A 24,149-nucleotide genomic window follows, 5' to 3' on the forward strand; every position below is an offset into this window, starting at 1 on the left:
CGACCATGCCGAAATCGAAGCGCCACGAGCCGCAAGCCGAGTCTGAGAAGATCAGTCGTGCCACGCAAGCATCGGTGGGGCGAGCTGGCGCTTCGAAGGACGACGAAGACGACGTCGCGGAAAACGAACGTGATATCGAGGCAAGCGACGCCGAAGCGGACGGCGACGGCGAGCGCGAAGGCCGTCCGGAAGCGGCTCCCGACGTCGACGATTTCCGCGCATTGCTGCAGGCCGAGCTCACGGCCGACACGATCCAGCATTACCTGAACCGCATCAGCGTGAAGCCGCTCCTGACCGTCGAGGAGGAGCAGCGCTATTCGCGTCTCGCGAAGGCCGGCGAATTCGAGGCGCGGCAGGTGATGATCGAGCGCAACCTGCGTCTCGTCGTCAGTATCGCGAAGGGTTACCTGAACCGCGGCGTGCCGCTGCTCGACCTGATCGAGGAAGGCAACCTCGGCCTGATGCACGCGATCGAGAAATTCGACCCGACGCGCGGCTTTCGCTTCTCGACCTATGCGACGTGGTGGATCCGCCAGAGCATCGAGCGGGCGATCATGAACCAGGCGCGCACCGTGCGCCTGCCCGTGCACGTGATCCGCGAGCTGAACCAGGTGCTGCGCGCGAAGCGCCACCTCGAAAAGAATTCGATGTCGACGGGCGAGGCGGCCGAGCGCCGCGAAGCCAGCATCGACGACATCGCCTATCTCACCGGCAAGACCGCCGAGGAAGTCACCGACATCCTCGCGCTCAACGAGCACACCGCATCGCTCGACGCACCGCTCGACCTCGATCCCGCGAGCAGCCTGCTCGATCTGCTGCCCGACGACCAGAGCCAGTCGCCCGACGCCGAGGTGCAGCACCGCGAGCTCGAGACGCTCACGCGCGCGTGGCTGTCACGGCTGTCCGACAAGCACCGCCACGTGATCGAGCGCCGCTTCGGCCTGAACCACATCGAACCGGCCACGCTCGAGGAGCTGGCCGACGAGATGGGGCTCACGCGCGAGCGCGTGCGGCAGATCCAGCAGGAAGCGCTGGTGCGCCTCAAGCGGTTCTTTGCCTCCAATGGCGTACGCAAGGACGCCGTTCTGTAACTGATGACTCCGATTCTCGTTTTTGACATCGAGACCATTCCCGATGTCGACGGCATTCGCCGTCTGGAAGATCTGCCCGCGACGCTCGACGACGCCGCGGTGGCCGAACATGCGTTCGCCGCGCGCCGCGAGAAGACCGGCGGCGATTTCCTGCCGCATCACCTGCAGCGCATCGCGGCGATTTCCTGCGTGTTCCGCGACAACAACGGTTTCCGTGTGCGCTCGCTGGGCACGCCCCAGGACAACGAGGCGACGCTGATCCAGTCGTTCTACCGCGTGATCGAGAAATACACGCCGCAGCTCGTGTCGTGGAACGGCGGCGGCTTCGACCTGCCGGTGCTCCATTACCGTGCGCTCGTGCACGGGATTCCCGCGACGCGCTACTGGGATCTGGGCGAGGACGACCGCGAATTCAAGTGGAACAACTACATCGCGCGCTATCACTCGCGGCATACCGATCTGATGGACGTGCTCGCGATGTATCAGGCGCGCGCGAACGCGCCGCTCGACGCGCTCGCGAAGCTGTGCGGCTTTCCGGGCAAGCTCGGGATGGACGGCAGCCAGGTGTGGCCGGCGTTCCAGGACGGGCGGATCGAGGAAATCCGCAACTACTGCGAAACCGACGTCGTCAACACCTACCTGCTGTATTGCCGGTTCCAGCTGATGCGCGGCGGCCTCACGCCGAGCGAATATGCGGACGAGATCCTGCTCGTGAAGAATTCGCTGGCGCAGGAGCCTGCGTCGCATTGGGCCGAATACCTGGCCGGCTTCGACGCGTGACGCGGGCGGCCCGCGTCGCGGCCGCGATCAATCGACCTCGAGCACGACCGGCTGGTGATCCGACGCGCGCACGTCGCCGTCGATCTCGCAGCGCGTGACGCGCGGCAGCAGCGTATCGGTCACGAACACGAAATCGCACGCGAGCGGCCCGTCCGACCATTGCGCGGTGTCGTAGACGCCGGCGGTCGGCGGCGGCGTATGGCCCGGGTGCCGGGCAACCCACGCATCGACGAACGATGGCGCGTCCGCGATCGGCTCCAGCAGGCGCCGGTACGCATCGCTGTCGAACGCGCTGTTGAAATCGCCGCAGATGATCGCGTCGCGCGCCTGACCGGTCGCGGTGAACGGTCCCGTGGCGTTCTCCGCCGGGGCAGGCTGATCGGCGTGGGCGCACGCTTCGCGGTGCCGGGCGCGCATCGCATCCACCTGTGCGAGTCGCTGGCGCGCGGAATAGAATTCGAGGTGTGTCGTGATGATACGCAGCGCGCCGGACGACGTCGTCAACTCGACCTCCAGCGCGACGCGCGGCATCGACGGCCCGCTGGCGTCGGCCGGCCACGGCAGCAACTGGCGCAGCACGCGTCCGACCGGCAGCCGGGTCGCGATCGCATTGCCGAACTGCCGGCGCGCCGCGTCGGGTTCGAGCGGCGGCAGGTCGGCGCCGATCGCCTCGAAGATCGTATAGCCGGGCAGCAACGCCGCCAGTTCGGTGAACTGATCAGGGCCCGGCTGGCCGGGCAGCGCGCCGAAGCCGCGCGTGACTTCCTGCATGCACAGCACGTCGAAGTCGCCGAGGCGGCGGGCGGCGGCGATGGTGCGCGCGAGGTCGACGACGCCGTCCGCGTCCCGACCCCATTGAACGTTCCAGTCGATCAGTCGCATGGTCGATTCTCCTGCGAGCAGAGAGCCAACCTGCGAGCAGAACTTGTGCCGCCGGTGGGTCGGCAAGACACTGCGCCTGCGGGCCCTTGTGCATTACGTGGCCCGTGGATGCATCCGTATGGGCACATGCGCGATGAAAGCGGACGATGCGGGCTGGCGTCGTCTACAATCTCGCCTTCTTCAACGTTTGTCAGGAAAAGCTGGTGTCCGAAGCCGTCCCCACTTCTGCGCGCAAATCGAAAAATGCGCCCGTCGCGCCCGGGCCTGCCCCGGTTCTCGAGATCGAATCGCTCGACATGGAAGCGCGCGGTGTCGGCCGCACGGTGACCGAGGACGGCACGCCGGGCAAGGTCATCTTCGTCGAAGGCGCGCTGCCCGGCGAGCGCGTGACCTATTCGAGCTACCGTCGCAAGCCGAGCTACGAGCAGGCGACCGTGGTCGACATCCTGCGCCCGAGCGTGCTGCGCACGCAGCCGAAATGCGCGTTCTTCGGCACCTGCGGCGGCTGCTCGATGCAGCATCTCGACATGCGCGCGCAAGTGGCGATCAAGCAGCGCGTGCTCGAGGACAACCTGTGGCACCTGGCGAAGCTGCGCGCCGAGACGGTGTTCGCGCCGATCCATGGCCCGTCGTGGGGCTACCGCTACCGTGCGCGCCTGACCGTGCGCAACGTCGCGAAGAAGGGCGGCGTGCTGGTCGGCTTCCACGAAAAGAAGAGCAGCTATGTCGCCGACATGACGAGCTGCGAAGTGCTGCCGCCGCACGTGTCGGCAATGCTGGTGCCGTTGCGCCGGCTGGTCGAGGGGCTGTCGATTCGCGACCGGATGCCGCAGATCGAACTCGCGGTCGGTTCGCAAGTCACGGCGCTGGTGCTGCGCGTGCTGGAGCCGATCAATGCGGACGACGAAGCGCTGCTGCGCGCGTTCGCGGACGAGCACAAGGTGCAGTTCTGGCTGCAGCCGAAGGGCCCGGACACGGTGACGCCGTTCTATCCGCTCGACGTGCCGCTCGACTACACGCTGCCGGAGTTCGGCATCCGCATGCCGTTCAAGCCGACCGACTTCACGCAGGTCAACCATCAGATCAACCGCGTGCTGGTGGGCCGTGCGCTGCGCCTGCTCGCGCCGTCGCGCGACGATCGCGTGCTCGACCTGTTCTGCGGGATCGGCAACTTCACGCTGCCGCTCGCGCGCCTGTCGCGCGAGGTGATGGGCATCGAAGGCAGCGACACGCTGACGACGCGCGCGCTGGCGAATGCGCGCGAAAACGGCGTCGACGGCCACACGACGTTCGCGTGCCGGAACCTGTTCGAAGTGACGGGCGACGACCTCCGTGCGCTCGGCGCGTTCGACAAGTTCCTGATCGACCCGCCGCGCGAAGGCGCGCTCGCGGTGTCGAAGGCGCTGGCCGAAATCGCGCAGAGCGGCGAAGGCCCGCTGCCGAAGCGGATCGTCTACGTGTCGTGCAACCCGTCGACGCTCGCGCGTGACGCGGGCCTGCTCGTGCACGAGGCGGGTTACCGCCTGAAGGGCGCCGGGGTCGTGAACATGTTCCCGAATACGTCGCACGTCGAATCGATCGCGCTGTTCGAGCGCGACTGAGCGGGCGGGCGTCGGACGTAAAAAAACCGGCCCGCGGGCCGGTTTTTCATGGGGTGGTGCGAACGTCAGTTGCGGTTGCCGCCGAAGATGCCGAGCAGCGCGAGCAGGTTCGTGAACACGTTGTACAGGTCGAGGTAGATCGCGAGCGTGGCCGAGATGTAGTTCGTCTCGCCGCCGTTCACGACGCGCTGGACGTCGAACAGCATGTAGGCCGAGAAGATCGCGATCGCGAGCACCGAGACGGTGAGCATCAGCGCCGGCAGCTGCAGGAAGATATTCGCGACCGACGCCAGCAGGATCACGATCACGCCCATGAACAGCCACTTGCCGAGCCCCGAGAAGTCGCGCTTGCTGACGGTGGCGATCGTCGCCATCGAGGCGAAGATGATGCCGGTGCCGCCGAACGCGAGCATGATCAGCGACGGGCCGTTCGAGAAGCCGAGGATGAAGCTGAGCAGCCGCGACAGCATCAGGCCCATGAAGAACGTGAAGCCGAGCAGCACGAACACGCCGGCCGCGCTGTTTTTGGTCCGCTCGATCGCGAACATGAAGCCGAACGCGATCGCGAAGAACGCGAGCAGGCTCATCATCGGGCTCGTGGCCGCGAACAGCGAGAAGCCCGTCGCGACGCCGACCCAGGCGCCCAGCACGGTCGGCACCATCGACAGCGCGAGCAGCCAGTACGTGTTCCGCAGCACGCGGTTACGAACTTCGGCGGTGCTGACGGAACCGCCGCGGCCGAAATTGTACGGATAGTCGTTCATGGTTTCTCCTAACATTGAACGCGTGGGCGTCCGGGGCCGGTTCGGCGCGCGCGATGTGCGGCGCAGCAAACCGGGGCAGCTATGGCTAAGATACGTTCCGCGCCGCCAGGTTTCAATGCGGGCGGTGCAAAAAACATATGGATTCGAAACCTTTCATTCGTGTAAGGGTTCAATCGCAATGATACACGGGATCGTGCTACAATAGCGGATTCATTTGAACCTGTAACTTCTTAATTTTTTGGAGTTTTTATGGCAATCGAGCGCACCCTGTCGATCATCAAGCCGGATGCGGTGGCAAAGAACGTGATCGGTCAGATCTACAGCCGTTTCGAAGGCGCCGGCCTGAAGATCGTCGCATCGCGCATGGCTCACCTGTCGCGTGGCGACGCAGAGAAGTTCTATGCGGTTCACGCAGCACGTCCGTTCTTCAAGGACCTCGTCGATTTCATGATCTCGGGCCCGGTGATGATCCAGGTTCTGGAAGGTGAAGGCGCGATCCTGAAGAACCGCGACCTGATGGGTGCGACGGATCCGAAGAAGGCGGAAAAGGGCACGATCCGCGCCGACTTCGCCGACAGCATCGACGCGAACGCCGTGCACGGCTCGGACGCTGCCGAAACGGCCGCGGTCGAAATCGCGTTCTTCTTCCCGGAAATGAACGTCTACTCGCGCTAAGCCCTGGCTGGCAACAAGTAGGCAGGATTCAGCGCAAGCGGCAAGGCAGCACATCATGACGAGCGAAACTTCCGTCAATCTTCTCGACTTCGATGCCGAGGGTCTTGTCGCGTACTGCGGCAGCCTTGGCGAGAAGCCGTTCCGCGCCAAGCAGTTGCAGCGCTGGATCCACCAGTACAACGCCGGCGATTTCGACGGCATGACCGATCTCGCGAAGTCCCTGAGAGAAAAGCTCAAGGGCCGTGCGTCGATCGTGATGCCCGAGATCGCCAGCGATCACGTTTCCACCGACGGCACGCGCAAGTGGCTGATCGACGTCGGAAACGGCAATGCGGTCGAAACCGTGTTCATCCCGGAAGAGACGCGCGGCACGCTGTGCGTGTCGTCGCAGGCCGGGTGCGCGGTCAACTGCCGCTTCTGCTCGACGGGCAAGCAGGGCTTCTCCCGCAACCTGTCGACAGCCGAAATCATCGGTCAGCTCCGGATGGCCGAATTTGCGCTGCGTGCGTCGCTCGGTCGCGCGCCCGGTCCGAACGGCAAGGCCGAACGGGTCGTCACCAACGTGGTGATGATGGGCATGGGCGAGCCGCTGCTGAACTACAACGCGGTCGTGCCCGCGATGCGGCTGATGCTCGACGACAACGCGTACGGCCTGTCGCGCCGCCGCGTCACGCTGTCGACGTCCGGCGTGGTGCCGATGATGGACCGCCTCGGCGCCGAATTGCCGGTCGCGCTCGCCGTTTCGCTGCACGCGCCGAACGATGCGCTGCGCGACGAGCTGGTGCCGCTCAACAAGAAGCATCCGCTTCGCGAGCTCATGGCCGCGTGCCAGCGTTATCTGAAAGTCGCGCCGCGCGACTTCATTACTTTCGAATACTGCATGCTCGACGGCGTCAACGACACCGAAGCGCATGCGCGCGAACTGCTGGCCGTCACGCGTGACGTTCCGTGCAAGTTCAATCTGATCCCGTTCAATCCGTTTCCGGAATCGGGCCTCATCCGCTCGAAGCCGGAGCAGATCAAACGTTTTGCACAGGTCCTCATCGACGCGGGTGTCGTCACGACCGTGCGCAAGACGCGCGGCGACGACATCGACGCCGCATGCGGCCAGCTGGCCGGCGCCGTGAAGGACCGCACCCGCCTGGCGGAGCGAACGGGCGCGGCAGCAAAAATCATCGAAGTTCGGGCAATTTGACGGGGTGCCAGGTCGGGGCGGCCTGGCCCGGATGCCCGAGCCTCTTGGCGGTACAACACGCGAATAGCGATCGGTCGCGGCGCCTCGGCGCCGCGCATGATATGGACAGTTGCGGGTGCCGGCCGGCTCGAGCCGGCGGCACTCGCCAGTGAAGAAGAATCGACGCGAGGACAAGGATGAGTGAGCCGCAGCCGACAAACGGCGCAGAGACGGATGCCGCGAAGCCGGCACCGGCGGGGTTGGAAACGCTGGCGGCTGTCGGCAGCCGGCTGGCGCAGCTCCGGGAGGCGAAGGGCTGGACGGTCGACGACGTGTCGGCGCGGCTCAAGGTCGCCCCGCCGAAGCTGCGTGCGCTCGAGGCAGGCGACATCAGCCATCTGCCCGGCGTGACGTTCGCGCTCGGCGTCGTGCGCAGCTACGCGAAGATGCTCGGCGTCGATCCGGAGCCGTTTGCGCAGGCGTTGCGCCGCGAGCGCGGCGTGCCGGAAGTCGATTTGTCGATGCCCGCGTCGTCGGGGACAGATCTGCCGCGCGGCCGCGTGTCGATTCCGCTCGGCGGCTCGTCGCACCACCATCCGTGGCTGTGGGGGACGGCGATCGTCGTCGTCGCGGTGGTCGCGGTGCTCATGTGGCACACTGGCGGCGATTCGTCGAGCTGGCTCGCGCGTTTCAAGGGCGGCGACACCGACCATGCGTCGGCGGCCAGCGCGCCGGCGGCGTCTTCGGTCGAAGGGGCCGCCGCGGGCGGCGCGTCGGCGGCAGCCGGCAGTGATGCGCCGGCGCAGGTCGCGGCGTCCGCCGTGGCGCCGCAGGTCGTTGCATCGGCGGCACCGGCAGCACCGGCGCCGGCCCCAGCGGTCGCGGCGCCCGCGTCGCAACCGGTCGTGACGGCCGCGGCGAGCGGCGCGGCCGTGCCGGCCCAGCCCGCGAGCGTCGTGGTGGCGGCAGGGCAGTCGATGATCGAACTGAAGGTCAAGCAGGATTGCTGGTTCAGCGTGCGCGACAAGAACGGCAAGGAGCTGTTCTCGGCGCTGGTGCGGGCCGGCGAGACGAAGCAGGTCGCCGGCGACGGGCCGTTCAAGGTCACGATCGGCAACAAGGCAGGCATGGACGCGGTTGCGTTCGACGGAAAACCTGTCGATCCGGCAAAATATTCGGCAGCGCGGGGTAACGTGGCGCGGTTCACGTTGCCCTGATGTCAAGCGCCGTGGCGCGGGCCTGTTCAGCACAGGCCGCGAGGGCACGGCGCTTTTTCAATTCATGCGCCGCTTCGCGGCGCATTCCGCGTAAATGGATCTATCGATGCAATCCGAAGCTCAATCCCCACGCAGCAGTCAGATTTGTTCAACCGAGCCGGTGTTCGGCGGGCATCAGCCGCGTCGCGTGTCGCATGCGGTGGATGTTCGTTGGGGCGGGCAGCTCGTGACGATCGGCGGCGATGCGCCGGTGCGCGTCCAGTCGATGACGAATACCGACACGGCCGATGCGATCGGCACGGCGATCCAGATCAAGGAACTCGCGAACGCGGGCTCCGAACTGGTCCGCATCACCGTGAACACGCCGGAGGCCGCGGCCGCCGTGCCGGCGATCCGCGAGCAGCTCGACCGGATGGGCGTGACCGTGCCGCTCGTCGGCGATTTCCACTACAACGGCCACCTGCTGCTGCGCGACTACCCGGGCTGCGCGGAGGCGCTGTCGAAGTACCGGATCAATCCCGGCAACGTCGGTCAGGGCGCGAAGCGCGACACGCAGTTCGCGCTGATGATCGAAGCCGCGGCCAAGTACGACAAGGCGGTGCGGATCGGCGTGAACTGGGGCAGCCTCGACCAGGACCTGCTCGCGCGCATGATGGACGAGAACGGCGCGCGTGCGCAGCCGTGGGGCGCGCAAAGCGTGATGTACGAGGCGCTGATCCAGTCGGCGATCGGCTCGGCCGAGCGTGCGGTCGAACTCGGTCTCGGCCGTGATCGCATCGTGCTGTCGTGCAAGGTCAGCGGCGTGCAGGACCTGATCGCCGTGTACCGGGAACTCGGCCGCCGCTGCGGCTTCGCGCTGCACCTCGGTCTGACCGAGGCCGGCATGGGCTCGAAGGGCATCGTCGCGTCGACGGCCGCGCTCGGCGTGCTGCTGCAGGAAGGGATCGGCGACACGATCCGTATCTCGCTGACGCCGGAGCCGGGCGCGCCGCGCACGGGCGAGGTGATCGTCGGCCAGGAAATCCTGCAGACGATGGGCCTGCGCTCGTTCGCGCCGATGGTGATCGCGTGCCCGGGCTGCGGCCGCACGACGAGCACGCTGTTCCAGGAGCTCGCGATGCAGATCCAGACCTACCTGCGCGAGCAGATGCCCGTATGGCGCAAGGAATATCCGGGCGTCGAGAAGATGAACGTCGCGGTGATGGGCTGCATCGTCAACGGCCCGGGCGAATCGAAGCACGCGAACATCGGCATCAGCCTGCCGGGTTCGGGCGAGAACCCGGCCGCGCCCGTCTTCATCGACGGCGAGAAGGTCAAGACGCTGCGCGGCGAGCGGATCGCCGAGGAATTCCAGCAGATCGTCAGCGACTACGTCGCACGCAACTACGGCCGCACCGAGGCCCTGAATTAATTCGTCCACACACACGATGACTGAACAGAAACGCAAGATCGAGAAGCTCACCGGCGTCAAAGGCATGAACGACATCCTTCCGCAGGATGCCGGCCTGTGGGAGTTCTTCGAAGCCACCGTGAAATCGTTGCTGCGCGCGTACGGCTACCAGAACATCCGTACGCCGATCGTCGAACACACGCAGCTCTTCACGCGCGGCATCGGCGAAGTCACGGACATCGTCGAGAAGGAAATGTACAGCTTCACCGACGCGCTGAACGGCGAGAACCTGACGATGCGCCCGGAGAACACCGCGGCCGTCGTGCGCGCGTCGATCGAGCACAACATGCTGTACGACGGCCCGAAGCGCCTGTGGTACATCGGCCCGATGTTCCGTCACGAGCGTCCGCAGCGCGGCCGCTACCGCCAGTTCCACCAGGTCGGCGTCGAGGCGCTCGGCTTCGCGGGCCCGGATGCAGACGCCGAGATCATCATGATGTGCCAGCGCCTGTGGGACGACCTCGGGCTGACCGGCATCAAGCTCGAGATCAACTCGCTCGGCCTCGCGGAAGAGCGGGCCGCGCACCGTGTCGAACTGATCAAGTACCTCGAGCAGTTCGCCGACGTGCTGGACGAGGACGCGAAGCGCCGCCTGTATACGAACCCGCTGCGCGTGCTCGACACGAAGAATCCCGCGCTGCAGGAAATCGCGCAGAACGCGCCGAAGCTGATCGACTTCCTCGGCGACGAATCGCGCGCACACTTCGAAGGGCTGCAGCGCCTGCTGCTCGCGAACAACATTCCGTTCAAGATCAACCCGCGTCTCGTGCGCGGCCTCGACTACTACAACCTGACCGTGTTCGAGTGGGTGACCGACAAGCTCGGCGCGCAGGGCACCGTCGCGGCCGGCGGCCGCTACGATCCGCTGATCGAGCAGCTCGGCGGCAAGCCGACCGCCGCATGCGGCTGGGCGATGGGCATCGAGCGCATTCTCGAACTGCTGAAGGAAGAGGATCTCGCGCCCGAGCAGGAAGGTGTCGACGTGTACGTGGTGCACCAGGGCGAGACGGCGCGCGAACAGGCGTTCATCGCGGCCGAGCGTCTGCGCGACACGGGCCTCGACGTGATTTTCCACTGCAGCGCCGACGGCGCGCCGGCAAGCTTCAAGTCGCAGATGAAGCGGGCCGATGCAAGCGGTGCCGCGTTCGCGGTGATCTTCGGCGAAGAAGAGGTCGCGAACGGCACGGTGGGCGTGAAAGCGCTGCGCGGTGCGGGCGAGGAAGGGGAAAAGAACGTTCAGCAGACCGTACCGGTCGAAAGCTTGACCGAATTCCTAATCAATGCGATGGTTGCATCCGCCGAAGACGGCGACGACTGATCGCGCTCGCATTCGCTCGACAAGAAAAAGCCTGAACAGGAAGGAATCGCTCGCCGATGAGTTATCACGACGAACAAGAATCGATTGAAAGTGTCAAGGCGTGGTGGGCCCGCTGGGGCAACCTCACCACGTGGATCGTGCTCGCGGCGCTGGTCGTCGCGGCCGGTTTCAACGGCTGGAATTACTGGCAGCGCCGTCAGGCCGCCGAGGCTTCCGGGTTGTACGAGCAGGTCCAGAAGGCCGCCGCCGCGAACGACAAGGCGACGATGGCCCGCGCGGCCGCCGACATGGAAGACAAGTTCGCCCGCACGCCGTATGCGCAGATGACGGCCCTGTCGGCCGCGAAGACGCTCTATGCGGCAGGCGACGCCGCCGGCGCGAAGGCCCAGTTGCAGTGGGCTGTCGATCACGCCAGGGATGACGAGTACAAGCAGATCGCGAAGCTGCGTCTCGCGTCGCTGCTGCTCGACGAGAAGGCGTACGATGCGGGCCTCGCGCTGCTGTCCGGCACGCCGGTCGATGCATTCAAGGGCGTCGTGGCGGATCGCCGCGGCGATCTGCTGGCCGCGCAAGGCAAGACCGACGACGCGCGCGCTGCGTACAAGCTCGCGCTCGACGGCCTGCCGCAGGACGACCAGTCCGCGCGCCAGCTCGTGCAGTTCAAGCTCGACGCGCTCGGCGGCTGATTCCGGCCCCCTCAACCTCTTAACTCTGCTTCGCTAACCGATGAATTTGCTGAAACGTTACGCTGTGCCCGTAGCCTGCGCGGCGGCTGTCCTGGCATTGGCGGCCTGCTCGTCGTCGAAGGACGCGCGCCGCGTGCCGACGCCGCTCACCGAGTTCAAGCCCGTCATGGACGTGCAACAGGTCTGGAAGGCGAGCGTCGGCAAGGGCGGGCGCTACCTGTTCACGCCGGTAGCCGTGGGCGACGCCGTCTATGCCGCGGGCGAGAACGGTTCGGTCGAGAAGATCGACGCGAAGACGGGCCAGACGCTGTGGCGCTCGAAGGTCGGTTCGGACCTGTCGGCCGGTGTCGGCAGCGACGGCAACCTGACCGCGGTCGGCGCGCTCAAGGGCGGCGTGTTCGTCCTCGGTCCCGACGGCAAGCTGCTGTGGAAGACGAGCGTGCAGGGCGAGATCTTCTCGCCGCCGCTGGTCGGCAACGGCCTCGTGATCGTGCGCACGATCGACGGCCAGGTGATCGCGTTCAACGCGCAGACGGGCGAGCAGAAGTGGAACTACCGCAACCGCGCGGTGCCGCTGAACCTGCGCGTGTCGGCCGGCATGACGTTCGCGGGCGACGCTGCCGTGCTGGCGGGCTTCCCCGGCGGCGGTCTGGTTGCGATCAACCTGCAGACGGGTGAGCCGTTCTGGCAGACGCCGGTGTCGTTTCCGAAGGGTGTGACCGAAGTGGAGCGCATCAACGACGTCAGCGGTCCGCCGACGCTCGTGGGTGCCGAAGCATGTGCGGTCACGTTCCAGGGGCAGATCGGCTGCTTCGACGCGAACTCTGGCCGTCCGCTGTGGGAAAAGGCGTTCTCGAGCCGCAGCGGCCTTGCGCAGGACGATTCGGTCGTCGCCGGCGGCGACGACTGGTCGGTCGTGACGGCCTACGACTCGGCGAGCGGCAACCAGCTCTGGCGCAACGACAAGCTGAAGAGCCGCGACGTCGGCGTGCCTTACCTGCTTGGCCATGCGGTCGTGATGGGCGACTACAAGGGCTTCGTGCACTTCCTGTCGCGCGAGGACGGCAGCTTCATCGCGCGGATGAAGACGGACGGCAGCGCGATTACCGCGGCGCCGGTCCTGGCGGGCAATACGCTCGTCGTGCAGACGAAGGACGGCGGCCTGTACGGGTTCCGTCCGCGCTGAGGCGCACGCAACAGGCGCGATCGCGGCGCGGCGGGCTCGTCCCGCGCGCCGCGGTCGCGCGACACGAAGGCGGCCGGTGTTCCCGGCCGCTCGGTATTTGAAAGGCAGTTCGAAACGAAAGACCACGGCGTGCAACGCGCGCCCGGCGCGCGCATCCGGCGCGGCGCGAATTCGTGATATTTTCATTCAGCGCAGCCGCCCGCAGCAGCGGGCCTCCCGCTGCTGCGCATCACCGTAGAAAACACAGATGAAACCGGTCATTGCCCTTGTTGGGCGCCCCAATGTGGGGAAATCCACGCTGTTCAACCGGCTCACGCGCTCGCGCGATGCGCTGGTCGCCGATTTGCCGGGCCTCACGCGCGATCGCCATTATGGCGAAGGGCGGGTCGGCGAACGGCCGTACCTGGTCGTCGATACCGGCGGCTTCGAACCCGTCGCGAAGGACGGCATCCTGCACCAGATGGCGCGCCAGACGCGGCAGGCCGTCGAGGAAGCCGACGTCGTCGTGTTCATCGTCGACGGCCGTAACGGGCTCGCGCCGCAGGACAAGTCGATCGCCGACTACCTGCGCAAGACCGGCCGGCCGATCTTCCTGGTCGTCAACAAGGCCGAGGGGATGAAGTACACGGCGGTCGCGACGGACTTCTACGAGCTCGGCCTCGGCGATCCGCGCGCGATCTCGGCCGCGCACGGCGACGGCGTGACCGACATGATCAACGAGGCGCTGGAAGTCGCGTACGCGGGCCAGCCCGAGGAAGCGGACGACGACGATCCGTCGCGCGGCATCAAGATCGCGATCGTGGGCCGCCCGAACGTCGGCAAGTCGACGCTCGTGAACGCGCTGATCGGCGAGGACCGCGTGATCGCGTTCGACATGCCGGGCACGACGCGCGATTCGATCTACGTCGACTTCGAGCGTAACGGCAAGAAATACACGCTGATCGACACGGCGGGCCTGCGGCGCCGCGGCAAGGTGTTCGAGGCGATCGAGAAATTCTCGGTCGTGAAGACGCTGCAATCGATCTCCGACGCGAACGTCGTCATTCTTCTGCTGGATGCGCAGCAGGACATTTCCGACCAGGACGCGCACATCGCCGGCTTCGTCGTCGAACAGGGCCGCGCGCTCGTGATCGGCGTCAACAAGTGGGACGGTCTCGACGACCACGCGCGCGATCGCGCGAAAGCGGATTTGACCCGCAAGCTGAAATTCCTCGACTTCGCGAAATCGCACTACATTTCGGCTGCGAAGAAGACGGGCATCGGCGCGCTGATGCGCTCGGTCGACGACGCGTACGCGGCGGCCATGGCGAAACTGCCGACGCCGAAGCTCACGCGCGCGCTGATCGAGGCCGTCGAGTTCCAGCAGCCGCGCCGTCGCGGCCCGGTGCGTCCGAAGCTGCGCTACGCGCACCAGGGCGGACAGAATCCGCCGCTGATCGTGATCCACGGCAACGCGCTCGACGCGGTGACCGAAACGTACAAGCGCTACCTCGAAAACCGATTCCGCGAAACTTTCTCCCTGACCGGGACTCCATTGCGCATAGAGTTCCGTTCGTCGAACAATCCGTACGCGGACAAGGGCTGAACATGCCTGCCACGCACGTCCCGCAAGGGCCAGGCCGCATGGCCTGCTGCCGGGCGGGGCAGGCAAAATCAGCTATAGTGTAGCGATTGGCGCCGGATCTCTTTTTCTTCGGCGCCAAATTCAGATCAACCTGCAAAAAAAGATGGAGTACGCCATGAGCAACAAAGGGCAATTGTTACAAGACCCGTTTTTGAACGCACTGCGCAAAGAGCACGTTCCCGTTTCGATCTATCTCGTCAACGGCATCAAGCTCCAAGGGAACATCGAATCGTTCGACCAGTACGTCGTGTTGCTCCGTAATACGGTGACCCAGATGGTCTACAAGCACGCCATCTCGACGGTCGTGCCGGCGCGCCCGGTGAATTTCCACCCGGACGCGGAAGCGACCACGTCCTAACCTATCGCAGCGGCCGGCATCCGGTCGCCGCGAGCGACCGATGCCAGCCGCCTTATCTTGACACCCGATAATTTGATCAACGCAGCGCTCGTCGGCATCGACTTCGGCAAGACCGATTTCGAAGCCAGTCTAGAAGAACTCAGTCTTCTCGCCTCCAGTGCGGGGGCACGTCCCGCCGTCACCCTCACCGGTCGTCGCGCCAGTCCCGATGCCAAGATGTTCATCGGCAGCGGCAAAGCCGAAGAACTCCGGCTCGCCTGCGACGCACACAACGTCGAAATCGTCATCTTCAACCACGCACTGGCACCGGCCCAGCAACGCAACCTGGAGCAGGCGCTGAACAGGCGGGTGGTCGATCGCACGAGCCTCATCCTCGATATCTTCGCGCAGCGCGCCCGCAGCCACGAAGGCAAGCTGCAGGTCGAGCTTGCGCAGCTGCAATACCTGTCGACCCGGCTGATTCGCGCATGGACCCACCTGGAGCGGCAAAAGGGTGGTATCGGCCTGCGCGGCCCCGGCGAAACCCAGCTCGAAACCGACCGCCGGCTGATCGGCGAGCGCATCAAGATGCTGAAGTCGCGGCTCGACCGGCTGCGCCGGCAACACAGCACGCAGCGTCGCCAGCGCGCGCGCAGCGGCACGATGTCGGTGTCGCTCGTCGGCTATACGAACGCGGGCAAGTCGACGCTGTTCAACGCGCTGACGAAGGCGCAGGCCTATGCGGCCGACCAGCTGTTCGCCACGCTCGACACGACGTCGCGGCGCGTGTATCTGGGCGACGAGGTCGGGCAGATCGTCGTGTCCGATACGGTCGGGTTCATCCGCGAACTGCCTCACCAGCTGGTTGCCGCGTTTCGCGCGACCCTCGAGGAAACGATCCATGCGGATTTGCTGCTGCACGTGGTCGATGCGTCGAGCGCGGTGCGGCTCGAACAGATCGAGCAGGTGAACGGCGTGCTGCACGAAATCGGCGCGGACACGATCCGGCAGGTGCTGGTGTTCAACAAGATCGACGCCGTGCCCGAGCTGGCGGCCCGCGGCGACGCGGTCGAGCGAGACGAGTATGGTAATATTTCGCGCGTCTTTTTGAGCGCGCGCACCGGTCAGGGTCTCGACACGTTGCGTGCCGCCATCGCCGAAATCGCCTCCGCGGAACACCTTACCGGCGCGACGTTACCCAACGGCGCGCTCGACGGCGCTCCCGCAGAACCACACGAAGACCACACGATTTCCGAACACGGGCGCTAACCGGCCCCGGCCGGTTCGCTGACGTCCCATCTGGTGAACAAACTCTGGTGAACGAATACAACGAGCGGAGTACCTGGCGGCGGATGCGCGCCTTGCTGTCGATCAACGATCCCCGCTGGGGACGCGGCGAAGGCAAGGGCAACGACGCATCCCGTCCGCGTGCGAACGAATCGAAGCGTCCGCCCGGTGGCGACGGTGACGGTCCGCCCGATCTCGACGAGATGTGGCGCAACTTCAACCGGCGTCTGAGCGGCCTGTTCGGCGGCAAGGGCGGCAACGGCTTCCGGCCTGACAACGGCCGGGCCGCGCGCGTCGGCGTCGGCATCGTGATCGGCGTGCTGCTCGCGGTCTACGCGGGCAGCGGGCTGTTCGTCGTGCAGGACGGCCAGACGGGCGTCGTGCTGCAGTTCGGCAAATTGTCCGGCACGGTCGGCCAGGGCGTGCACTGGCGCGCGCCGTATCCGTTCGCGTCGCACGAGATCGTCGACACGTCGCAGGTCCGTTCGATCGAGATCGGCCGCAACAACGTCGTGCGGCTCGCGAACGTGAAGGAAGCGGCGATGCTGACGCGCGACGCCGACATCGTCGACGTGCGCTTCGTCGTCCAGTACCGGATCCGTTCGGCAACCGATTACCTGTTCCGCAGCGTCGACCCCGAGCGCGGCGTGTCGGAGGCCGCCCAGGCCGCGGTGCGCGCGATCGTCGGCACGCGCAGCGCGGCCGACATGCTGAACCAGGACCGCGACGCGCTGCGCGAGCAGCTGTCCGCCGCGATCCAGCGCGATCTCGATCGCTACCAGTCGGGGCTCGAGGTCACGGCCGTCACGATGCAGAGCGTCGCGGCGCCGGAGCAGACGCAAGCCGCGTACGCCGAAGTCGCGAAGGCGCGCGACGAGCGCGAGGCCGCCAAGCGTACCGCGCAGGCCTATGCGAACGACCTGCTGCCGAAGGCGCAGGGCAATGCCGCGAAACTCGTCGACGAAGCGAAGGCGTATGCCGATCGCGTGGTCACCGAGGCCGAAGGCGACGCCGACCGCTTCAAGCAGGTTTATGCGCAGTATTCGAAGGCGCCCGCGGTGATTCGCGAGCGGATGTACCTCGAGACGATGCAGGAAATCTATTCGAACGCGACGAAGGTATTCGTCGGCAACAAGGGCAGCAACGTCGTGTACCTGCCGCTCGACAGGCTCGTCGAGCAGGGGCGGCAAAACGCCGCGAGCGCCACGAATGCCGCGACGCCCGCCGGCGCATCCGCGCCCGACGCAGCGTCTGCGCCGGCCGGCGCGGCGGCGAGCGTGCCCGCGAGCGCGGCTTCGGCTTCGGCCGCGGCGGCGCCCGCACCGGGCAGCGACGTGCTGCGGTCGCGCGAAGCGTTCCGCAGCCGCTCGCGCGAAGACGATACGAAGTAACGGGAGCGCAGAACATGAACCGAATCATTGCGCTCGTCGTCGCAATCGTGATCGTTGCCTTCGCGGCATCGTCGACCGTGCTGACCGTCGATCCGCGCCACACGGCCGTGCTGTCGGGCCGCGACGGCACGCAGCCCGAACTCGCGGGCCCCGGCATCCATTTCAAGCTGCCGCCGCCGCTGCAGACGGCGACGCTGATCGACACGCGCCTGCAATCGCTCGAATCGCCGGATCCGCTGCAACTCGCGACCGAAGACAAGCACGATCTGCTCGTCACGTATGCGGTCAAGTACCGGATCAGCGATCCGATGAAGTATTTCACGGCGACGAGCGGCGACTCGGCCACCGCCGCCGAGCGTCTGGCCGGCGCGCTGAAGGGCGCGCTCGGTGACGCATTCGGCAAGCGCGCGCTCGACGACGCGCTCGGCGGACAGCGCGACATCGCCAATGCGGCTCGCGATGCGGTGCGCGCGCAGGCATCCAGCTTCGGCGTGGACGTGGTCGATGTCCAGTTGACGCGCGTCGACTTGCCGGCCGCGCAGGCCGACGCCGTCTATCAGCGGATGATTGCCGCGCTGCGCGCGCAGGCCGCACAGGTGCGCGCGGATGGCGCTGCGGATGTCGAACAGATCAAGGCCGATGCGGAGCGCGAACAGCAGGCGGTGCTCGCGAATGCGTACAAGTCCGCGCAGACGATCAAGGGCGAGGGCGATGCGAAGGCCGCGTCGATCGCCGCCGACGCGTTCGGCCAGGATCCGCAGTTCTACCAGTTCTACGCGAGCCTGCAGGCTTACCGGAATACCTTCAAGCGCAACGACATCATCGTGGTCGATCCCGACAGCGAGTTTTTCCGTTTCATGCGCAGCCCGACGGGCGGTGCCGCACCGGCGGCACCTGCTCCCCGCAAACACTGACCTTGGGGCGCCGCGTCGAGCGGCGCCGTCGTTCGCATGGATCTGGCTGGTTCGTTGTTGCTCGCGGTAGCACTGATGCTGATCATCGAGGGGGCGTTTCCCTTCGTGTTTCCCGTCGCCTGGCGCGACACGTTTCGTAGAATAGCGGAGCGGCCGCCGCATCATATCCGGATCGGCGGGCTCATCGTGATGGCGCTGGGGCTCATCCTGCTGCTGCTCGCCACCTGAACGGAGACCTGAACGAGACGGCCAATCCGCCGTCCGTTCCACACGATTCCGATTTCCGATTCATCTCGTGGCGCGCGCGTCGCGCCCTGTTTCCCGTCGTAGGACCGTACCGATGTCGACCTGGTTACTTCCCGAGAATATCGCCGACGTACTGCCGTCGGAAGCGCGCAAGATCGAGGAGCTGCGCCGCAGGCTGCTCGACCGCTTCCGTTCGTACGGCTACGAAATGGTGATGCCGCCGCTGCTCGAATACCTCGAGTCGCTGCTGACGAGCGGCGGCGCCGACCTGCGCCTGCGCACCTTCAAGCTGGTCGATCAGCTGTCGGGCCGCACGCTCGGCCTGCGCGCGGACATCACGCCGCAGGTCGCGCGCATCGACGCGCACCTGCTGAACCGTCAGGGCGTCACGCGCCTTTGCTATGCGGGGCATGTGATGCATACGCGTCCGCGCGGCCTGCACGCGACGCGCGAGCAGATCCAGATCGGCGCCGAAATCTACGGGCATGCCGGGCTGGAAGCCGATCTCGAGATCCAGCAACTGATGCTCGACGCGCTGCACCTCGCGGGGCTGTCGCGAATCCGTCTGGACCTGTGCCATGCGGGCGTGCTCGCGGCGCTGCTCGCGCGCGACGCGCAGGCTGCCGAGCGCGGCGAGTCGCTGTACGACGCGCTGTCGGGCAAGGACGTGCCGCTGCTGAACGAACTCACCGACGATCTCGGCGCCGACACGCGCGCGGCGCTGCGTGCGTTGCCGCATCTGTACGGCGACGCGAGCGTGCTCGACGAGGCGCGCGCACGGCTGCCGGTGCTGCCCGAAATCACGCGCGCGCTCGACGATCTCGCGCAGCTCGCGGCCCAGGCGAAGGGCGTCGAGGTGGCGATCGATCTGGCCGACCTGCGCGGCTACGCGTACCACAGCGGCGCGATGTTTACGGCGTACATCGACGGCGTGCCGAACGCGATCGCGCGCGGCGGCCGTTATGACCACGTGGGGCAGGCTTACGGTCGCGCCCGCCCGGCGACGGGCTTCTCGCTCGACCTGCGCGAGCTCGCGCGGATTTCGCCGATCGAGGCGCGCGGCACCGCGATTCTCGCGCCGTGGGCGCAGGACGATGCGCTCGGCGCGGCCGTCGCGGCGCTGCGCGATGCGGGCGAGGTCGTGATCCAGGCATTGCCGGGGCACGACCACGTACTCGACGAATTCGCGTGCGACCGTTCGCTTGTCGAGCGCGACGGCGCATGGGTGGTCGAACCCCGTTAAAGAGGTGTTCGCGGGCCGTCGTTCGGCGTGCATATCGTTGAAGCGAAACGGAAAAATTCGGAATCGCCCGCGAACCTAGGTAGAATACGTTTTTAACCAGCTAACGAATCAACATGTCTGCCAGCGCAGTGAACGTGACTCCCGGGCGCAATGTCGTCGTCGTGGGAACGCAATGGGGTGATGAAGGCAAGGGCAAGATCGTCGACTGGCTGACGGACCACGCTCAGGGCGTCGTGCGTTTCCAGGGCGGTCACAACGCCGGCCACACCCTCATCATCGGCGGCAAGAAAACCATCTTGCGCCTCATTCCGTCGGGCATCATGCGTGAAGGCGTCGCCTGCTACATCGGCAACGGCGTCGTCCTGTCCCCCGAGGCACTGTTCAAGGAAATCGGCGAGCTGGAAGAAGCCGGCGTGAACGTTCGCGATCGCCTGTTCATTTCCGAAGCCACGACGCTGATCCTGCCGTACCACATCGCGATCGACCAGGCGCGCGAAGCGCGCAAGGGCGCGGGCAAGATCGGTACGACCGGCCGCGGCATCGGCCCCGCGTACGAAGACAAGGTCGGCCGCCGCGCGCTGCGCGTGCAGGACCTGTTCGACGCAAAGACCTTCGCCGACCGCCTGCGCGAAAACCTCGATTTCCACAACTTCGTGCTGACCCAGTACCTGGGCGGCGCAGCCGTCGATTTCCAGGCCACGCTCGACACGATGCTCGGCTATGCCGATCGCCTGAAGCCGATGGTGGCCGACGTGTCGCGCCGCCTGTACGACGCGAACAACGCCGGTCAGAACCTGCTGTTCGAAGGCGCGCAAGGCACGCTGCTCGACATCGACCACGGTACTTATCCGTTCGTCACGTCGAGCAACTGCGTCGCGGGTGCGGCATCGGCCGGCGCCGGCGTCGGTCCGCAGCAGCTGAACTACATCCTCGGCATCACGAAGGCGTATTGCACGCGCGTCGGCGCGGGCCCGTTCCCGAGCGAGCTGTACGATGCGGACAACCCGCAGCGTCAGGATCAGGTCGGCGTCACGCTGGCGAACGTCGGCAAGGAATTCGGCTCGGTCACCGGCCGTCCGCGCCGCACCGGCTGGCTCGATGCAGCCGCACTGCGCCGCTCGATCCAGATCAACGGCGTGTCGGGCCTCTGCATGACGAAGCTCGACGTGCTCGACGGCCTCGATGAAGTCAAGCTGTGCGTCGGCTACAAGATCGACGGCAAGGACGTGGACATCCTGCCGCGCGGTGCGGCCGATGTCGCGCGTTGCGAGCCCGTGTACGAAACCTTCGCCGGCTGGAAGGAAAGCACCGTCGGCATCAAGACGTGGGACGCGCTGCCGGCGAATGCGCAGGCCTACCTGACCCGTGTCCAGGAAGTGGCCGGCGTGCCGGTCGACATGGTTTCGACCGGCCCGGATCGCGACGAAACGATCCTGCTCCGCCATCCGTTCAAGGTGTAATTTTCAGCATGACGCAGCAAATCACGATGACGGCGGCAGACTTGATGACCGATCCGCGCAACGATGACAAGAACCTGTGGGTAGGCTGGGACGAATACCATCGTCTGATCGAGCTGCTCGCGCTCCAGGTGCATGCATCGGGCTGGAAGTTCGACCAGATCCTGTGCCTCGCGCGCGGCGGTCTGCGTGTCGGCGATCAGCTCTCGCGCATCTATGACGTCCCGCTCGCGATCCTCGCGACGAGTTCGTACCGCGAAGCGGCCGGCACCGAGCAGGGTGAGCTCGACATCGCGCAGTACATCACGATGACGCGCGGCCAGCTCGCGGGCAACGTGCTGCTGGTCGACGATCTCGTCGATTCGGGCGTCACGCTCGCGCGCGTGCAGGAGCATCTCAAGGAGCGCTATCCGGCCGTCACGGCCGTGCGTTCGGCCGTGCTCTGGTACAAGGGTTGCTCGAAGGTGAAGCCCGACTATCACACGCAGTATCTGCCCACGAACCCGTGGATTCATCAGCCGTTCGAAGAGTGGGACACCGTTCGTCCGCACAACCTCGAGGCGTGGATCAAGCGTGGTCGCGCGCAGCGCGACGGTTCGGGCGCGTAAGCGCCCCGGCCGATCGAACGAAAGCCTTGTACGGCGCCGCTTGCGGCGCCGTTTTTCATTGGGGCGGAAGGCGGGCGGCCGCGGCGATCGGCCGTTCGCGGTAGGCAGACGGCGCGGGCCCGGCTATGATGGCAGCCCTGCCACAGCTTGCGCAGGATTGCATGCGCGGCGTGGATCACGTGGTGTCAGGGCAACACGGCAGGGCGGTGTTTCAGGGGGGCGCGAGTAGAATAGCGCTCGTTTTGTCCGAACCGGACCCGATTATTACGCTTCATATGAACGACACGATCCAGGCGACCGACGCAGCCCATGCGCATTCGACGCACCAACACTCGATGCGGGCGCTTGCGATAGCGGCCATCGGCGTCGTGTTCGGCGACATCGGCACGAGCCCGCTGTACGCGCTGAAGGAGGCGTTCAGCCCCGCACACGGCATCCCGCTGACCGAAAGCTCGATCCTGGGGGTGATCTCGCTGCTGTTCTGGGCGATCATCCTCGTGGTCGGCATCAAATATCTGCTGTTCGTGATGCGGGCCGACAACAACGGCGAGGGCGGCGTGCTCGCGCTGATGGCCCTGTCGCTGCGGCCGCTCGACTCGAAAACCCGCGTCGCGGGCGCGCTGATGGCGCTCGGGATATTCGGCGCGTGCATGTTCTACGGGGACGCGGTGATCACGCCGGCGATCTCCGTGATGTCGGCGGTCGAAGGTCTCGAAATCGCGACACCGCACCTGTCCCACCTCGTGCTGCCGATCACGATCGTGATCCTGATCGCGCTGTTCTGGATCCAGCGCCACGGCACCGCGCTGGTCGGCAAGCTGTTCGGCCCGATCATGGTCGTGTGGTTCATCGTGATCGCGGCACTCGGCGTGTACCACATCGCGCGCGTGCCGGGCATCATCGCGGCGATCAATCCGTACTACGCGGCATCGTTCATGGCCGACCACCTGCTGCAGGCCTACGTCGTGCTGGGTTCGGTCGTGCTGGTGCTGACCGGTGCGGAAGCGCTCTACGCGGACATGGGCCACTTTGGCGCGAAGCCGATCCGCCTCGCCGCGTACGGGCTCGTGATGCCGTCGCTCGTGCTGAACTACTTCGGCCAGGGCGCGCTGCTGATCCAGAACCCGAAAGCGATCGAAAACCCGTTCTTCCTGCTGGCGCCCGAGTGGGCATTGCTGCCGCTCGTCGTGCTGTCGACGGTCGCGACCGTGATCGCGTCGCAGGCCGTGATTTCGGGCGCGTATTCGCTGACGTCGCAGGCGATCCAGCTCGGCTACGTGCCGCGCATGAAGGTGCTGCATACGTCCGAGCTGGCGATCGGCCAGATCTACGTGCCGGTCGTGAACTGGCTGCTGCTGTTCGTGATCCTCTGCATCGTGATCGGCTTCAAGAGCTCCGACAACCTGGCGGCGGCGTACGGTATCGCGGTGACCGCGACGATGGTCATCACCACCGTGCTGGCGTGCGTCGTGATGGTGAAGGTGTGGAACTGGAACCGGCTGCTCGTCGGCGCGATCATCGCGGTGTTCCTCGCGATCGACCTCGGCTTCTTCGGCGCGAACCTGCTGAAGGTCGCGCAGGGCGGCTGGCTGCCGCTCGGCATCGGCGCGCTGCTGTTCTTCCTGCTGATGACCTGGTTCAAGGGCCGCCACATCGTCAAGGAGCGCACGGCCGCGGACGGTATCCCGCTCGAGCCGTTCCTGCACGGGCTGCTCGCGCATCCGCCGCACCGCGTGTCGGGCACCGCGATCTACCTGACCGGCAACGACAAGCTCGTGCCCGTGAGCCTGCTGCACAACCTGAAGCACAACAAGGTGCTACACGAGCGGACCATCTTCCTGACGTTCGTCACGCGCGACATTCCGTACGTGCGCGACGACACGCGCCTGAGTTCGCGCGATGCGGGCGGCGGCCTGTACATCGTCAAGGCCCAGTACGGCTTCAACGAGACGCCGGATGTGAAGGCCGTGCTCGAGGAATTCGGCCGCTCGCACGACATGACGTTCGAGCTGATGGACACGTCATTCTTCCTCGCGCGCGAAACGGTCGTGCCGACGCATCTGCCCGGCATGTCGATCTGGCGCGAGCGCGTGTTCGCGTGGATGCATCAGAACGCGGCGAAGCCGACCGACTTCTTCTCGATCCCGGCGAACCGCGTCGTCGAGCTCGGCACCAAGATCGAGATCTGACCGACGCGCGGGCCGCGGATGCGGCCCAC

22 protein-coding genes are annotated in these 24,149 nt (G+C 66.2%); 20 read left to right on the plus strand and 2 right to left on the minus strand.

Annotation, left to right across the window (positions count from 1 at the left end):
- Window positions 1-5 precede the first annotated feature (5 nt).
- Window positions 6-1,091 (plus strand): RNA polymerase sigma factor RpoS, encoded by a 1,086-nt coding sequence (gene rpoS, locus SB771_RS09735; protein ID WP_006755579.1) that lies wholly within the window; start codon window positions 6-8, stop codon window positions 1,089-1,091.
- A gap of 3 nt (window positions 1,092-1,094) precedes the next feature.
- A complete protein-coding gene (locus tag SB771_RS09740; protein WP_006755578.1) occupies window positions 1,095-1,871 on the plus strand; it encodes a 3'-5' exonuclease in 777 nt (258 codons plus the stop codon).
- A 27-nt stretch (window positions 1,872-1,898) separates the two neighbouring features.
- Here SB771_RS09740 and SB771_RS09745 read toward each other — a convergent pair whose 3' ends face one another.
- Window positions 1,899-2,753: an endonuclease/exonuclease/phosphatase family protein gene (locus SB771_RS09745; protein ID WP_175660654.1), complete on the minus strand. Its 855-nt coding sequence runs from the start codon at window positions 2,751-2,753 to the stop codon at window positions 1,899-1,901.
- 146 nt (window positions 2,754-2,899) lie between these two features.
- Between SB771_RS09745 and rlmD the strand changes: the two genes are divergently transcribed.
- Entirely contained in the window at window positions 2,900-4,354 is a 1,455-nt protein-coding gene (rlmD, locus tag SB771_RS09750; protein WP_207789416.1) for a 23S rRNA (uracil(1939)-C(5))-methyltransferase RlmD, read from the plus strand.
- A 65-nt stretch (window positions 4,355-4,419) separates the two neighbouring features.
- On the opposite strand, the gene SB771_RS09755 is transcribed toward rlmD, so the two are convergent.
- The gene (locus SB771_RS09755; RefSeq protein ID WP_006755774.1) at window positions 4,420-5,118 is read right to left on the minus strand and encodes a Bax inhibitor-1/YccA family protein; all 699 of its coding nucleotides are present in this window, start codon (window positions 5,116-5,118) and stop codon (window positions 4,420-4,422) included.
- A 249-nt stretch (window positions 5,119-5,367) separates the two neighbouring features.
- Here SB771_RS09755 and ndk point away from each other — a divergent pair, with 249 nt between their 5' ends.
- From ndk to SB771_RS09840, 17 genes are all read left to right on the plus strand, one after another.
- Complete coding sequence (gene ndk / locus SB771_RS09760; protein ID WP_006755775.1) at window positions 5,368-5,793, plus strand: nucleoside-diphosphate kinase; 426 nt, start codon at window positions 5,368-5,370, stop codon at window positions 5,791-5,793.
- A gap of 55 nt (window positions 5,794-5,848) precedes the next feature.
- Window positions 5,849-6,988: a 23S rRNA (adenine(2503)-C(2))-methyltransferase RlmN gene (gene rlmN / locus SB771_RS09765; protein WP_011657023.1), complete on the plus strand. Its 1,140-nt coding sequence runs from the start codon at window positions 5,849-5,851 to the stop codon at window positions 6,986-6,988.
- 176 nt (window positions 6,989-7,164) lie between these two features.
- Complete coding sequence (locus SB771_RS09770; RefSeq protein ID WP_175660655.1) at window positions 7,165-8,184, plus strand: helix-turn-helix domain-containing protein; 1,020 nt, start codon at window positions 7,165-7,167, stop codon at window positions 8,182-8,184.
- A gap of 106 nt (window positions 8,185-8,290) precedes the next feature.
- Window positions 8,291-9,595, plus strand: coding sequence for a flavodoxin-dependent (E)-4-hydroxy-3-methylbut-2-enyl-diphosphate synthase (gene ispG, locus SB771_RS09775; protein WP_012363994.1), 1,305 nt, complete (start codon window positions 8,291-8,293; stop codon window positions 9,593-9,595).
- A gap of 16 nt (window positions 9,596-9,611) precedes the next feature.
- Window positions 9,612-10,952 (plus strand): histidine--tRNA ligase, encoded by a 1,341-nt coding sequence (gene hisS / locus SB771_RS09780; RefSeq protein WP_006754903.1) that lies wholly within the window; start codon window positions 9,612-9,614, stop codon window positions 10,950-10,952.
- Between the two features lie 56 nt (window positions 10,953-11,008).
- Window positions 11,009-11,638 (plus strand): tetratricopeptide repeat protein, encoded by a 630-nt coding sequence (locus SB771_RS09785; RefSeq protein WP_012363993.1) that lies wholly within the window; start codon window positions 11,009-11,011, stop codon window positions 11,636-11,638.
- A 40-nt stretch (window positions 11,639-11,678) separates the two neighbouring features.
- On the plus strand, window positions 11,679-12,824 hold the full coding sequence (bamB, locus tag SB771_RS09790; RefSeq protein ID WP_011657019.1) for an outer membrane protein assembly factor BamB: 1,146 nt from the start codon (window positions 11,679-11,681) through the stop codon (window positions 12,822-12,824).
- A gap of 247 nt (window positions 12,825-13,071) precedes the next feature.
- Entirely contained in the window at window positions 13,072-14,409 is a 1,338-nt protein-coding gene (gene der / locus SB771_RS09795) for a ribosome biogenesis GTPase Der (RefSeq protein ID WP_126227979.1), read from the plus strand.
- 154 nt (window positions 14,410-14,563) lie between these two features.
- The gene (hfq, locus tag SB771_RS09800) at window positions 14,564-14,806 is read left to right on the plus strand and encodes an RNA chaperone Hfq (RefSeq protein ID WP_006754897.1); all 243 of its coding nucleotides are present in this window, start codon (window positions 14,564-14,566) and stop codon (window positions 14,804-14,806) included.
- Window positions 14,807-14,878: 72 nt separating this feature from the next.
- On the plus strand, window positions 14,879-16,054 hold the full coding sequence (gene hflX, locus SB771_RS09805; RefSeq protein ID WP_175656188.1) for a GTPase HflX: 1,176 nt from the start codon (window positions 14,879-14,881) through the stop codon (window positions 16,052-16,054).
- Window positions 16,055-16,101: 47 nt separating this feature from the next.
- Window positions 16,102-17,463, plus strand: coding sequence for an FtsH protease activity modulator HflK (gene hflK / locus SB771_RS09810; protein ID WP_175660656.1), 1,362 nt, complete (start codon window positions 16,102-16,104; stop codon window positions 17,461-17,463).
- Between the two features lie 14 nt (window positions 17,464-17,477).
- Entirely contained in the window at window positions 17,478-18,377 is a 900-nt protein-coding gene (gene hflC / locus SB771_RS09815) for a protease modulator HflC (protein WP_175660657.1), read from the plus strand.
- A 36-nt stretch (window positions 18,378-18,413) separates the two neighbouring features.
- On the plus strand, window positions 18,414-18,605 hold the full coding sequence (locus SB771_RS09820; protein WP_006755322.1) for a DUF2065 domain-containing protein: 192 nt from the start codon (window positions 18,414-18,416) through the stop codon (window positions 18,603-18,605).
- A gap of 112 nt (window positions 18,606-18,717) precedes the next feature.
- Entirely contained in the window at window positions 18,718-19,866 is a 1,149-nt protein-coding gene (locus SB771_RS09825) for an ATP phosphoribosyltransferase regulatory subunit (protein WP_175660658.1), read from the plus strand.
- Between the two features lie 113 nt (window positions 19,867-19,979).
- Window positions 19,980-21,326, plus strand: a complete 1,347-nt coding sequence (locus SB771_RS09830) for an adenylosuccinate synthase (protein WP_006760651.1) — start codon at window positions 19,980-19,982, stop codon at window positions 21,324-21,326.
- Window positions 21,327-21,334: 8 nt separating this feature from the next.
- On the plus strand, window positions 21,335-21,931 hold the full coding sequence (locus SB771_RS09835) for a phosphoribosyltransferase (protein ID WP_006755319.1): 597 nt from the start codon (window positions 21,335-21,337) through the stop codon (window positions 21,929-21,931).
- A gap of 275 nt (window positions 21,932-22,206) precedes the next feature.
- Window positions 22,207-24,120: a potassium transporter Kup gene (locus SB771_RS09840; RefSeq protein ID WP_165751507.1), complete on the plus strand. Its 1,914-nt coding sequence runs from the start codon at window positions 22,207-22,209 to the stop codon at window positions 24,118-24,120.
- Window positions 24,121-24,149: the final 29 nt, after the last annotated feature.

The sequence above is a fragment of the Burkholderia sp. SIMBA_051 genome (assembly GCF_046534915.1).
GTDB classification, from domain to species: domain Bacteria; phylum Pseudomonadota; class Gammaproteobacteria; order Burkholderiales; family Burkholderiaceae; genus Burkholderia; species Burkholderia ambifaria.